Source organism: Marinobacterium rhizophilum DSM 18822 (assembly GCF_000378045.1).
Classification (GTDB): domain Bacteria; phylum Pseudomonadota; class Gammaproteobacteria; order Pseudomonadales; family Balneatricaceae; genus Marinobacterium_A; species Marinobacterium_A rhizophilum.
This window is the reverse complement of record NZ_KB899102.1, coordinates 52,452-64,369: the sequence shown is the minus strand read 5'-3', so window position 1 is coordinate 64,369 and position 11,918 is coordinate 52,452. Positions and strand designations below refer to the sequence as shown.

The 11,918-nt window shown below is 58.9% G+C and carries 12 protein-coding genes; 6 read left to right on the top strand and 6 right to left on the bottom strand.

Annotation, left to right across the window (positions count from 1 at the left end; translation table 11 throughout):
* Positions 1-3 precede the first annotated feature (3 nt).
* Together F451_RS0115250 and F451_RS0115245 are read left to right on the top strand one after the other, a co-directional pair.
* The gene (locus F451_RS0115250; RefSeq protein ID WP_020682256.1) at positions 4-672 is read left to right on the top strand and encodes a dioxygenase family protein; all 669 of its coding nucleotides are present in this window, start codon (positions 4-6) and stop codon (positions 670-672) included.
* 169 nt (positions 673-841) lie between these two features.
* Positions 842-1,441: a cysteine dioxygenase family protein gene (locus F451_RS0115245; RefSeq protein ID WP_020682255.1), complete on the top strand. Its 600-nt coding sequence runs from the start codon at positions 842-844 to the stop codon at positions 1,439-1,441.
* 79 nt (positions 1,442-1,520) lie between these two features.
* Here F451_RS0115245 and F451_RS0115240 read toward each other — a convergent pair whose 3' ends face one another.
* The 4 genes from F451_RS0115240 to upp all read right to left on the bottom strand — a co-directional run bounded on the left by F451_RS0115240 (position 1,521) and on the right by upp (position 6,243).
* Complete coding sequence (locus F451_RS0115240) at positions 1,521-2,372, bottom strand: universal stress protein (protein WP_020682254.1); 852 nt, start codon at positions 2,370-2,372, stop codon at positions 1,521-1,523.
* A gap of 157 nt (positions 2,373-2,529) precedes the next feature.
* Complete coding sequence (locus F451_RS0115235; protein WP_020682253.1) at positions 2,530-4,008, bottom strand: SulP family inorganic anion transporter; 1,479 nt, start codon at positions 4,006-4,008, stop codon at positions 2,530-2,532.
* 300 nt (positions 4,009-4,308) lie between these two features.
* A complete protein-coding gene (locus F451_RS0115230) occupies positions 4,309-5,607 on the bottom strand; it encodes a uracil-xanthine permease family protein (protein WP_020682252.1) in 1,299 nt (432 codons plus the stop codon).
* A 12-nt stretch (positions 5,608-5,619) separates the two neighbouring features.
* On the bottom strand, positions 5,620-6,243 hold the full coding sequence (gene upp / locus F451_RS0115225; protein WP_020682251.1) for a uracil phosphoribosyltransferase: 624 nt from the start codon (positions 6,241-6,243) through the stop codon (positions 5,620-5,622).
* A 338-nt stretch (positions 6,244-6,581) separates the two neighbouring features.
* Between upp and F451_RS0115220 the strand changes: the two genes are divergently transcribed.
* Positions 6,582-7,142, top strand: coding sequence for a hypoxanthine-guanine phosphoribosyltransferase (locus tag F451_RS0115220; RefSeq protein ID WP_020682250.1), 561 nt, complete (start codon positions 6,582-6,584; stop codon positions 7,140-7,142).
* A 106-nt stretch (positions 7,143-7,248) separates the two neighbouring features.
* On the opposite strand, the gene F451_RS0115215 is transcribed toward F451_RS0115220, so the two are convergent.
* Both F451_RS0115215 and F451_RS0115210 read right to left on the bottom strand, forming a co-directional pair.
* Complete coding sequence (locus tag F451_RS0115215; protein ID WP_020682249.1) at positions 7,249-8,013, bottom strand: ParA family protein; 765 nt, start codon at positions 8,011-8,013, stop codon at positions 7,249-7,251.
* 22 nt (positions 8,014-8,035) lie between these two features.
* Positions 8,036-9,070, bottom strand: a complete 1,035-nt coding sequence (locus F451_RS0115210; RefSeq protein WP_020682248.1) for a DUF2333 family protein — start codon at positions 9,068-9,070, stop codon at positions 8,036-8,038.
* Between the two features lie 295 nt (positions 9,071-9,365).
* On the opposite strand from F451_RS0115210, the gene aroQ reads away from it, so the two are divergent.
* The 3 genes from aroQ to accC all read left to right on the top strand — a co-directional run bounded on the left by aroQ (position 9,366) and on the right by accC (position 11,728).
* Entirely contained in the window at positions 9,366-9,803 is a 438-nt protein-coding gene (aroQ, locus tag F451_RS0115205; protein WP_020682247.1) for a type II 3-dehydroquinate dehydratase, read from the top strand.
* An 82-nt stretch (positions 9,804-9,885) separates the two neighbouring features.
* On the top strand, positions 9,886-10,356 hold the full coding sequence (gene accB, locus F451_RS0115200) for an acetyl-CoA carboxylase biotin carboxyl carrier protein (RefSeq protein WP_020682246.1): 471 nt from the start codon (positions 9,886-9,888) through the stop codon (positions 10,354-10,356).
* Positions 10,357-10,387: 31 nt separating this feature from the next.
* Positions 10,388-11,728 carry an acetyl-CoA carboxylase biotin carboxylase subunit gene (accC, locus tag F451_RS0115195; RefSeq protein ID WP_020682245.1) on the top strand — a complete coding sequence of 447 codons (1,341 nt, stop codon included), beginning with the start codon at positions 10,388-10,390 and terminating at the stop codon, positions 11,726-11,728.
* Positions 11,729-11,918: the final 190 nt, after the last annotated feature.

Sequence of the window (11,918 nt, the reverse complement as noted above, 5' to 3'; positions counted from 1 at the left end):
GTCATGCCCAGAGCCCCCATCGAGCGACGCGAAGTATTGCGCCATCTGGCCAGCGGATTGGGACTTATAGCCCTTCCCGCCTGGTTGAGGGTCCCCGGCGCCTATGCCGACCGGCTCGACCCAACACCCCGTCAGACCGCGGGTCCCTTCTATCCCGACCCGCTGCCACTGGAACAGGATAACGACCTGATTATCCTCAGTGACAGCCTGACACCGGCCAGTGGCATTATCACGCACCTGCGCGGGCGGATCCTGAGCCTGTCGGGCGAGCCGGTACGCAACGCCCTGGTGGAAATCTGGCAGGTGGATGCCAACGGTGTCTATCTGCACCCTCGCAGCGGCGGCGCGGCACGACGCGACCCGCATTTCCAGGGATACGGCCGCTTCGAGACGTCATCCAGCGGCGACTATTACTTTCGCACCGTGCGCCCCGTACCCTACCCCGGTCGGACACCCCATATTCATCTCGCCGTTACGCCCCCGGGCCGGCAACGCTGGACCACACAGTGCTATATCCGGGGCGAGCCCGGCAACGCCCGGGATGCCGTGCTCAACAGCATCCGTGACCGTCAACTGCGCGAGCGTGTTCTGGTGGATTTTCGCCCCAGACCCGACTCATCGCTGGGGGAGCTGGATGCCCGCTTCGATATCATTCTAAACCTCAGGGCCTAACGCAGGATTGGCCGCAAGTCGATGCTCAACAGCACCACCAACGCTGAGATAGCGTACAGGCGCTCCGGCAGGTAGCAGAAAGCGCAAATTAACCGCCGGCACGAATACGCCAAGGTTGGCAGCGTCTGATACGCTTAAAGGGCTGTCAGCAAATTTCGAGGAGACCACTATGCAAAACATCGCCCGCCTGCGTGATTTTGTTCAGGCCTTCACCCGCCTCATCGATGAAGCCGCCGATGACCAGGCGCGTGTCATGGATTCGGGGGAGGTGCTGCTCGCCGACCTGATACGTCACGACGACTGGCTTCCGGAGGCGTACAGTCAGCCAGGGCTCACCGAATATCGCCAGTACCTGTTGCATTGCGATCCACTTGAGCGTTTTTCGATTGTGAGCTTTGTGTGGGGCCCCGGCCAAAGTACCCCGATACACGATCACGGCGTTTGGGGCATTATTGGCGTGCTACGCGGCCTGGAGCGCTGCGAAGAATTCGCACCTGACCCCCAGACGGGCAAACTGCTGGCGCTAGGCACTCACGAGCTGCACCCCGGCAGCATTGATCTCGTATCTCCGCGCATCGGCGATATACATCGCGTATCCAACGGCTTGAACGACGCTCCCTCCATCAGCATCCACGTCTACGGAACCAATATCGGTACCCACAGCCGCCATATCTACGACCCGAACACCAGCTCACAGCACCACTTTGTCTCCGGATATTCCAATGAGGAGATCATCAACCTGTGGAACTACTCGGATACGGACAGCTGAGCGCAGCGTCTCAGGCCACACAATTGAAAACGCCGGGGCCTTTGCAGGACCCCGGCGCGAAAGGCCGCAGATTAAGGCGTTAACGCAGTAACAGTAACGGTGTGCGGGTATTGTTCAGCATATTGCGGGTCGTACTGCCGACCAGCAGCTGGCGAATACGGGAGTGACCGTAGGCCCCCATCACCATCAGATCGATGCCATTTTCTGCCTGGTAAGCATGCAGCACAGGCTCAACATCACCGCTTTTCAACACTGCAATCACATCAAAACCGGCCTTCTCCAGCGTCTTGCGCGCGCCATCCAGTGCCGCGCGATGTTCTGCCGTATCAGCCCCCACCATAACCAGATGGCAAGGCAGGCCCCGAAACAGCGGGCTGGCCGCCAGCATCTCGACACCCTTGAGCGTCGTGGCGCTGCCATCAAATGCCAGCATCAGGCTTCGCGGCGGCTGAAACTCACCCGGAATCACCAGAATGGGCCGGTGCATGGTACGAATCACGCTCTCGACATGCCCCCCCACCGGCATGCCGGGACGATGGCTGTGAGTACTGTGCAGCCCCAGCACCAGCAGGCGGATGTCCGCCTCCAGTTCGCCCAGGCTTTCGGCCAGGTCTCCGTGGCGCTGCATCTGTGCGGGCGCTTCGACGCCACTGTTGCGGGCCCGCTCGGCGGCCGCATCCAGCATGGCCTTGCCAGCCTCGATCGCCAGGCGACCGCGCTTTTCATCCAGTGTGGCCAGCTCGTCCAGCAGGTGCTCGCGACTGCCCAGACCGATGTTGCCGCTCAGATCCACCTCGGTCACATGGTCGCTGCGATCCAGCACATGCAGCAGCACCAGCGGCGCGTCCAGGCGCTTGCTGGCCCAGCTGGCACTGTCGCACACGGCGGCCGAAGACTGCATGGCGCCAATACAGGCAAATACTTTATTCATGGACGATCACTCTCCCTGTACAGCGTTAGACGGGACCAATCTGCGCTGGCAGCGCCCTGCAGGCCGCAGGGGTCAACCATAACATGCCTGAGGGGCCAGAAAAGCCCCCGCTATCTGGTTGTTACGTCATTCAAGCCGAACGGTCACGGCCCCGGGATCAGTGACCGATCAGCTCGTCCACATTGCCCGGCTTGTCGTACTGGCCGAAGCGGTCAACAATGGTCGCGCTCGCTTCATTCAGCCCGCGGACCTCAACCTCGGTCCCTTCGCGACGGAACTTGAGCACCACCTTGTCCAGCGAGGATACGGCGGTGATATCCCAGAAATGCGCATGGCTGACGTCGATGACCACCTTGTCCAGCACTTCCTTGAAATCAAAGGCGCTAATGAACTTGTCCGCCGAGGCGAAAAACACCTGCCCCGACACCCGATACTCGCGCAGCGACTGGGCTTCGTCCAGATGGGTATCCACCCGCATGTAATGCCCAACCTTGCTGGCGAAGAACATCGCGGCCAGCAGCACCCCCACAAAGACACCGTAGGCCAGGTTGTGGGTAAAGACCACCACCACCACGGTCGCCAGCATGACCAGATTGGTCGACAGCGGATGCTGTTTCAGATTGCGAATCGAATCCCAGCTGAAGGTACCGATGGATACCATGATCATCACCGCGACCAGGGCCGCCATGGGAATCTGCGCCACCCACTCATCGAGAAACACCACCATGATCAGCAGCAGCAGGCCGGCCGTGAGGGTCGACAGGCGAGTACGGCCACCGGATTTAACGTTGATCACGGACTGGCCGATCATGGCACAGCCGGCCATGCCGCCGAGCAGGCTGGAGGCAATGTTGGAAATGCCCTGCCCCTTGCACTCGCGATTCTTGTCGCTGGAGGTATCGGTCAGGTCATCCACGATGGTGGCGGTCATCATGGATTCCAGCAGCCCCACCACCGCCATGGCGGCCGCATAGGGGAAAATAATCTGCAGGGTTTCAAAATTCAGCGGCACATCAGGCCACAGGAACACCGGCAGGGTATCCGGCAGTTCCCCCATGTCGCCGACAGTACGGATATCCAGCCCCAGGTACATCGAGACGCCAGTCAGCGTCAGGATGCACACCAGCGGGGACGGTATCGCCCGGGTGATATAGGGAAACAGGTAGATGATACCCAGGCCGGCGGCGGTCATGGCATAGACATGCCAGGTCACGTCAATCAGCTCCGGCAACTGCGCCATAAAGATCAGAATCGCCAGCGCATTGACAAAGCCGGTCACCACCGAGCGGGACACGAAACGCATCAGGCTGCCGAGTTTCAGGTAACCGGCACCGATCTGCAGCACCCCGGTCAGTAACGATGCGGCCAGCAGGTATTCGAGGCCGTGCTCACGCACCAGGGTTACCATCAGCAGCGCCATGGCGCCGGTCGCCGCCGAGATCATGCCGGGGCGGCCACCCACAAAGGCAATCACCACGGCAATGCAGAAGGAGGCGTACAGGCCCACCTTTGGATCCACACCGGCAATGATTGAAAAGGCAATCGCCTCGGGAATCAGGGCCAACGCCACCACGGCACCAGCCAACAGGTCGCCACGCGTGTTGGAGAGCCAGTGGCGTTGCAAAGAGTTAATCATCCGTTATCCGTCAGGTCATCGAGTTTCGGTACAGCACCGCTATGCTGTTACCGGAGAATTAATGAGGGGCGCCAAACATACCGGCCAGGCCGGCGGGGCTTGCGATTTGCGGCCTGAACAGGGCCACCTGTACACGGCACAAAGCGTACTGAAAAGCGGCCCCGGCCAACGCTGGAGCTGCTGTTTTTGCATGTGCACAACGCGCGGCTGGCTACGTTACCGGCTTGCGCCCATAGCGTCAAGTCGGCGCCTTAGCCCTGCCTGCCAGCCCGCGCGCGCCACATTTACCGAAAAGAGTGGTTAGCGGCTGTGCTCCAGCAGGTCGTCCACCACCGCTTTTTCCGCCTCCAGATCGTCCGGCTCCGCCGCCACGCGCGGCAGTATCAGGTTAAGGATGATGGCGGCAAAACCGCTCAGCGCGACACCCTGCAGGCTCATTTCACCCTGCCCGACAACCATGCCACCGATACCGAACACCAGCACCGTGGCGACGATCACCAGATTGCGCTGCTCACCCAGATCGACCCGGGCCTTGATCAGTGTATTCATGCCCACCGCCGCGATGGAGCCAAACAACAGGATCAGAATACCGCCCATCACCGGCGTCGGGATGGTCTGCAGCAGAATGCCGATCTTGGCGACAAAGGCCAGCGCAATCGCAAACAGCGCCGCCCAGGTCATGATCACCGGGTTGAATGCCCGTGTCAGCATCACCGCACCGGTCACTTCGGAGTACGTCGTGTTAGGCGGCCCGCCGAGCATCGCCGCGGCGGATGTCGCCAGGCCATCTCCCAGCAGCGTACGATGCAGGCCGGGCTTTTTCAGGTAGTCCTTGCCGGTAACACTGCTGATGGCCAGCACATCACCCACATGCTCGATCGCGGGCGCAATGGCCACCGGCAGCATGAACAGAATGGCCTGCCAGTGGAACTCCGGGCTCACAAAGGCCGGCACCGAGAACCAGGCCGCCTGTTGCACCGCGGCGTAGTCCACCATTCCCATCAGGTTGGCCAGCAGGTACCCGACCAGCACGCCGGAGAGAATGGGTACCAGGCGAAAGATGCCATGGGCGAACACCGCCACCACCAGGGTGGACACCAGCGCCGCCATGGACACGACCATCGCATCAGCGTACGGGAACAGCTCGATACTGCCATCGCCACTTTTGCCCATCGCCATATTGACCGCCACCGGCGCCAGTCCCAGGCCAATCACCATAATGATGGGGCCTGTCACGACCGGCGGCATCAGCCTGTGGATGAAGCCCGCGCCGCGAAGTTTCACTGCCAGCGACAACAGCAGGTAAAGCAGCCCTGCCGCCATGAGTCCACCCATGGTGGCGGGAATGCCCCAAGTCTGGACACCGTAGATGATGGGCGCAATAAAGGCGAAGGACGAGGCCAGGAAAACCGGTACCGTGCGCTTGGTCGCCACCTGAAACAGCAAGGTGCCTGCACCGGCCGTAAAGAGTGCGACGCTCGGATTCAGGCCGGTCAGCAGCGGCACCAGCACCAGGGCACCGAAGGCAACAAACAGCATTTGCGAGCCGGCCAGCGCGCTGCGCCATCCGCTCAGGTGATATTCACCGTGGTGAGACATAGGTCAATTCCCTCAGGTGCCAAAAATCTTGTCGCCGGCATCACCAAGACCCGGAATAATGTAGCCATGCTCATTCAGGTGGCTGTCGACAGACGCGGTAAAAATATCAACATCGGGGTGGGCTTCCTGCACCTTTTTGAGGCCTTCCGGCGCCGCAACCAGGATCAGGGTACGGATACTGGTGCAGCCGGCCTTCTTCAGCATGTCGATGGTCGCCACCAGGGAGCCGCCGGTCGCCAGCATCGGATCGATGATCAGCGCCATGCGCTCTTCGATATCATTCGCCAGTTTTTCGAAATAAGGTACCGGCTCCAGGGTTTCTTCGTCGCGATACAGGCCGACAACAGAGATTTTGGCGGCGGGCACCAACTCCAGCACACCATCCAGCATGCCGATACCCGCACGCAGGATCGGCACCACAGTAATTTTCTTGCCCTTGATGCGCTCCGCCGTCACGGGGCCGCACCAGCCGTCTACCTGGTAGGGCTCAAGCTCCAGGTCCTTGGTCGCCTCATAGGTCAGCAGACAACCCACTTCCGACGCCAACTGCCGGAAACTGCGGGTACTCAGATCGGCAGACCGCATCAGACCCAGCTTATGGCGGATCAATGGGTGGCGGATTTCATGAACGCTCATGCACAAACCTCTTTTGACAACCTTCAGAACCCGGTTAACGAACCGGGCTCCATGTTAAACCGGCAACACCAACCGGCGACAGCGTGGGGTTAGCCCCCATCGGCACACGGGCAGCGCCCAACGGATAGCACCGCCGCATCCTTTCTTTCCTCAGCAATTCTCAGCAATTGTCGTGCCGGTCAGGAAATGTGGCTGCATCCTAGCCAAAAGGCGGGAGTTTGTCATCCGCCCAACCGCTTGCCATCTGACCGGTCAGTCAGTATCGTGAGGCCGACTAGCTGCGCGGGCACTGCACCCTGCGCCACAACACTGTTCCCTAAACCCTGACACCCAAGCCCATGCCAAATACCGACCTGGATCATATCCGCGAGGTTTACGCCCAAGCGGACCTGCTGCACAGCGCCGCCGAGGTGGAAGCTGCCATCGACACCATGGCACTAGCCATCAGCCAGACCCTGCACGATCGCAATCCCGTACTGTTCAGCATCATGAATGGCGGACTGGTAATCGGAGGCAAGCTCCTGACCCGGCTTGAATTCCCGCTGGAGGCCAGCTACCTGCACGCGACCCGCTATCGCAACAGCACCCGCGGCTATGGCCTGGAATGGAAAGTCCCCCCCATGGTGGACTTCAAGGGTCGCCCGGTATTGATCATCGACGATATTCTGGACGAGGGGCATACCCTCGCGGAAATCATCGATTACTTTAAGCAAGCAGGCGCGGCAGAAGTCTACACTGCGGTACTGGTCGACAAGCAGCACGATCGCAAGGCTCGTCCCGGCTTGAAAGCGGACTTTGTCGGCCTTGATGCCGAAGATCGGTACCTGTTTGGTTTTGGCATGGACTACCACGGCTACTGGCGCAATGCGCCGGGCATCTTCGCCGTCAAGGGCATGTAAGCACCGTTAGTTAAGGCAAAGCCCAAAAAAATACGCAAGACGCCACAGAAACCAAAAAGCCGACGCGGGGCTCGTTAGACCGGCGTCGGCTTTTTATGGTGTTTGCTCAGGGATGCAGTTCGTCAAACAGCGCGACAAACTCCTGGGTCAATTTGTGATTCGGTGCCATGTGGATCAGCGGACGCGATTCGTTATGGGATTCGCGCATCTTCACCGAGGATGAAATTTTGCTGCCAAGCATCGGCAGGTTTTCTGCTATCAGATCCGCCACCATTTTTTGCGGCAGTGTTGCCCGCGGCTGAAACTGGTTCACCACAATGCCCTCGACCTGCAACAGGTCGTTGTGATCCTGCTGGGTTTCACGCACGTTATCCATCAGGCTGTAGAGCGCCTGGCGGGCAAATTCGTCACAATCGAACGGAATCAGGCAACGCTCTGCCGCCACCAGTGCCGACAACGTGAAAAAATTGAAGGCCGGTGGCGTATCAATGTAAATGGCATCGTAATCATCCAGCTGTTTCAGTGCGTCGCGCAACTTGTAGATCTTGTGCTTTGATTCGAGCTTTGCCTGCAGGTCCGTGACATCCGGATTGGACGGAATCAGAAACAGGTTTTCGTAGGGCGTTTCATGCACAAACTCGTCCGGGCCCGAGGACTTGAGCTGAAAACTCAGCATCTGCTCAAAAAAATCGCGAATATCCGTCTGGGTATGGGCCGCATTCTCACCCAGCAGATAGTGGGTCGAGTTGCACTGCGGATCCAGATCGATCACCAGCGTTTTCAGCCCCCGCACTGCACTGATGGCCGCCAGGTTTGTGGTGATACTGGATTTCCCCACACCACCTTTCTGGTTGAATACAACACGCTTCATTTTATTATTCTCCGTACTTGCCTCACCCCTGCGACAGCAGAGCTCGCAAGTCGATAATGGCGGCGTTGGCCCGGGAAATATAGGAGGCCATCACCAGGGAGTGGTTGGCCACCAGTCCGAATTCGGTGCCGTTGAGGATAAACGGGCTCCAGATGGTGCCCTGTGTCGACTCAAGCTCCCGAATAATCTGCTGCAAACTAACCAGTGCTTCCTTTTTGTCCAGCGTGTTGGAAAAGTCAATTTCCACCGCTCTCAGGATGTGCACCAGTGCCCAGGCAGTACCGCGAGCCTCGTAAAAAACATTGTCGATCTGCATCCAGGGCGTCTGGATTTCGGCTTGCCGGCTGTTCGCTGACATCGATTCGCCTTCCAGTAAAGTGCCTGCCAGAGCATTCTTTCCGACACTGGCGCTGAGCCGCTGCGACAGGCTGCCCAGGCGCGTCGAGACATCTCCCAGCCAGTCGTGCAGGTTGTCGGCCCGGGGATGGAACTCGGCCTGAGGCTGATTAGTATCGGTAAGGCGGGCCTGATAGGAACGAAGATGCGTCAGCGCCTTGCGGTACTCCCGCTCGGTCGGTGGGAGCAGCCAGCTGTTGTTGTCAAAATGCAGCAGCGGCTCGGCTTCGATCAGATCCTTGTCCTCGGTCGACTGCGACTGAGAGCGGCTGAATGACTTGCGCAAGGCGCTGCTCAGATCCCGCGCCTGAACCAGCACGCCAAACTCCCAGCGCGGCACGTTGTCGAGCCAGACACCCGGCGGCAGGCGATCGTTACGCAAGTAACCGCCCGGCTTGTCCAGCAGCGTCTCCACAATGGTGACCAGCGCAGCGGTTGTATGGGCACCGGGGACTGCAGAGGTGCTCGCTTGCCTGGAGGCGACTTCGCGGACATTAAAATGTCCCGGCTCCCAGCTCCAGTAAATGCCGACCAGCAGCGCACCCAGCAGATAGAGGCCAAGCAAAACGCCTGCACCCTTGAGCCAGACGGATGTTCCCGGACCCGCTGCTATTCGATCCCACTTGTCGAGCCACCAGCGCTGCAGTTTTTCCAATGCCATTCCCTTTATACCTGGATGTGCCTTTAATGCTGCAACGCACTATCTCCGATTTGCCTAACAGCGTCAACGTCCGCCCCGGCGCGCACACCGGCCGACCATGCAGCAAAGGCGCCATCTGGACAAAAAAAGATCATCAATGATAGACAACAGACTAGGAAATCGAGGTTAACTTCGCTGAAATAGCTGCTAACGCCGCAAATTATGACTTGCGATAGACAGTGCCGCCGGATTCATGCAAACTAGGCGGTCATATCTCCTGTATGTCGTAAGTCTGTTGATTTTCGAGGCGTTTTTGATGGCAAAAATACTGGTGCTGCACGGCCCCAACCTGAACCTGCTTGGCACCCGGGAACCCGGTATTTACGGTGCAGCCACGCTCGCGGACATCAACCGCTCGCTGGAAAGCCAGGCCCAGGCCGCCGGCCATCAGTTGAGCCATCTGCAAAGCAATGCCGAATTTCAACTGATTGATCGTATCCATGCCGCACGGGATGAAGGCGTCGCCTTTATCATTATCAATCCGGCGGCGTTTACCCACACCAGTGTCGCTCTGCGCGATGCACTGCTGGGCGTGGATATTCCGTTTTACGAAGTCCATTTGTCCAACGTGCATGCTCGCGAGGCCTTCCGTCATCATTCGTATTTTTCGGATGTCGCCAAGGGCGTAATCTGCGGCTTTGGCAGCCAGGGGTACAACTTTGCACTGCAGGCCGTCATTGACGGCCTGGCGTAATCAACACGGGGCCTGATCGTCGCCTGACAGGTTCCTGAACCCACTTATTTAGCCATTTCAAGCATTAACAAAGAGAACCCATATGGATATCCGCAAAGTCAAGAAGCTGATCGAACTGCTGGAAGAGTCCAACATCAACGAAATCGAAATCAAAGAGGGTGAAGAGTCTGTGCGCATCAGCCGCATGGCTCAGTCCGTACCCGCCCAGATGATGATGCCGGCCGGCTATCCCCAGATGACTGCGGCACCTGCACCTGCACCTGCTGCCGCGCCGGTTGCTGTAGCCGCCGCCGAGCCTGCCGCGACAACAGAAGTAGACGGGCATGTTGTGCGCTCGCCAATGGTGGGCACCTTCTACCGCGCGCCATCTCCGAGCTCGCCAGCCTTTATCGAAGTGGGCAAGACCGTCAAGGTTGGTGATGTTATCTGCATCGTTGAAGCGATGAAAATGATGAACCAGATTGAAGCCGACAAAGCCGGTGTAGTGGAAGCCATTCTGGTTGAAGAGGGCCAGCCGGTCGAATATGACCAGCCGCTCGTCACCATCGTCTAACGACTCTTCGCCCGATCAAGGAATTGACCCGATGCTTGAAAAAGTCGTCATCGCCAACCGAGGCGAAATCGCGCTGCGAATTCTGCGAGCCTGTAAAGAGCTGGGCATTAAAACCGTCGCCGTGCATTCTGTCGCAGACCGCGATCTGATGCATGTACGCCTGGCAGACGAAGCCGTCTGCATTGGCCCTGCTCCATCCAAAAACAGCTACCTGAATATTCCGGCGATCATCAGCGCCGCCGAAGTGACCGATGCCGGCGGCATTCACCCCGGCTACGGATTCCTGGCGGAAAACGCCAACTTCGCCGAGCAGGTTGAACGCTCGGGCTTCGCGTTCATTGGCCCGAAGTCAGAAACCATTCGCCTGATGGGCGACAAGGTTTCAGCCATCAAGGCGATGAAAAAGGCCGATGTACCGACCGTTCCTGGCTCCGACGGCCCGCTGCCCGAAGATCCCGATGAGATTTATGCCATCGCGCACCGTATCGGCTACCCGGTGATTATCAAGGCCGCTGCCGGTGGCGGCGGTCGCGGTATGCGTGTCGTCCATACGGAAGCGGCACTGCTGAACTCCATCCATGTCACTCAGTCCGAAGCCGCAGCCGCCTTTGGTGACGATACGGTTTACATGGAAAAATTCCTCGAAAACCCGCGCCATGTGGAAGTGCAGGTTCTGGCCGATGGCCAGGGCAATGCGATCCACCTGTATGACCGCGACTGCTCCATGCAGCGCCGGCATCAGAAGGTCGTCGAGGAAGCCCCCGCACCGCATATCGATGAAGAGGCCCGCCAGCGCGTACTGAAAGCCTGTGTCGATGCCTGTATTAAGATTGGCTACCGCGGTGCAGGTACCTTCGAGTTCCTGTACGAAGACGGCCACTTCTACTTTATCGAGATGAATACCCGCGTTCAGGTTGAGCATCCGGTAACCGAGATGATCACCGGCGTCGACATCGTCAAGGAACAACTGCGCATCGCCTCCGGCCTGCCGCTGTTCTACAAGCAGGAAGACATCGTCGTGCGCGGCCATGCCTTTGAATGCCGCATCAATGCCGAAGACCCGAAAACCTTCCTGCCAAGCCCGGGTACCGTGAAGCACTTTCACACGCCTGGCGGTTTCGGCATTCGAGTGGACTCGCACCTGTACAACGGCTACACCGTGCCGCCACACTATGATTCACTGGTCGCCAAGCTGATTACCTTTGGCGATGACAGGGACATCGCCCTGACCCGCATGCGTAATGCGCTGGACGAAATGCTGGTTGAAGGCATTCGCACCAACATCCCGCTGCATCAGGACATTGTGCGCGATACAAACTTCGGCCGCGGTGGTGTAAACATTCACTACCTGGAAAAGAAACTGGGCCTCTAAAAGCCTGGAATCCTTCCGCGGCGGCTTCAGCAGGAGTCCGCCGCGGCACCCGACAAAGCCCGCCGCAGCGGGCTTTTGTATTTGCGCTGCCTATGCCCTGACCAAGACGCGTAGCACGGGACAGCCGCATGGTTTCCTGTACTGCACGAATCAGCCATACTCAGCGATAACACTACGAATACGGATCCGC

What these genes read in the sequence shown, in the direction of transcription:
- F451_RS0115210 (WP_020682248.1), bottom strand. Translation starts at nt 9,070, where the DNA reads ATGGCATTGGAAAAACTGCAGCGCTGGTGGCTCGACAAGTGGGATCGA.
- F451_RS0115220 (WP_020682250.1), top strand. Translation starts at nt 6,582, where the DNA reads ATGCCAAATACCGACCTGGATCATATCCGCGAGGTTTACGCCCAAGCG.
- upp (WP_020682251.1), bottom strand. Translation starts at nt 6,243, where the DNA reads ATGAGCGTTCATGAAATCCGCCACCCATTGATCCGCCATAAGCTGGGT.
- F451_RS0115240 (WP_020682254.1), bottom strand. Translation starts at nt 2,372, where the DNA reads ATGAATAAAGTATTTGCCTGTATTGGCGCCATGCAGTCTTCGGCCGCC.
- aroQ (WP_020682247.1), top strand. Translation starts at nt 9,366, where the DNA reads ATGGCAAAAATACTGGTGCTGCACGGCCCCAACCTGAACCTGCTTGGC.
- accC (WP_020682245.1), top strand. Translation starts at nt 10,388, where the DNA reads ATGCTTGAAAAAGTCGTCATCGCCAACCGAGGCGAAATCGCGCTGCGA.
- accB (WP_020682246.1), top strand. Translation starts at nt 9,886, where the DNA reads ATGGATATCCGCAAAGTCAAGAAGCTGATCGAACTGCTGGAAGAGTCC.
- F451_RS0115235 (WP_020682253.1), bottom strand. Translation starts at nt 4,008, where the DNA reads ATGATTAACTCTTTGCAACGCCACTGGCTCTCCAACACGCGTGGCGAC.
- F451_RS0115250 (WP_020682256.1), top strand. Translation starts at nt 4, where the DNA reads ATGCCCAGAGCCCCCATCGAGCGACGCGAAGTATTGCGCCATCTGGCC.
- F451_RS0115230 (WP_020682252.1), bottom strand. Translation starts at nt 5,607, where the DNA reads ATGTCTCACCACGGTGAATATCACCTGAGCGGATGGCGCAGCGCGCTG.
- F451_RS0115245 (WP_020682255.1), top strand. Translation starts at nt 842, where the DNA reads ATGCAAAACATCGCCCGCCTGCGTGATTTTGTTCAGGCCTTCACCCGC.
- F451_RS0115215 (WP_020682249.1), bottom strand. Translation starts at nt 8,013, where the DNA reads ATGAAGCGTGTTGTATTCAACCAGAAAGGTGGTGTGGGGAAATCCAGT.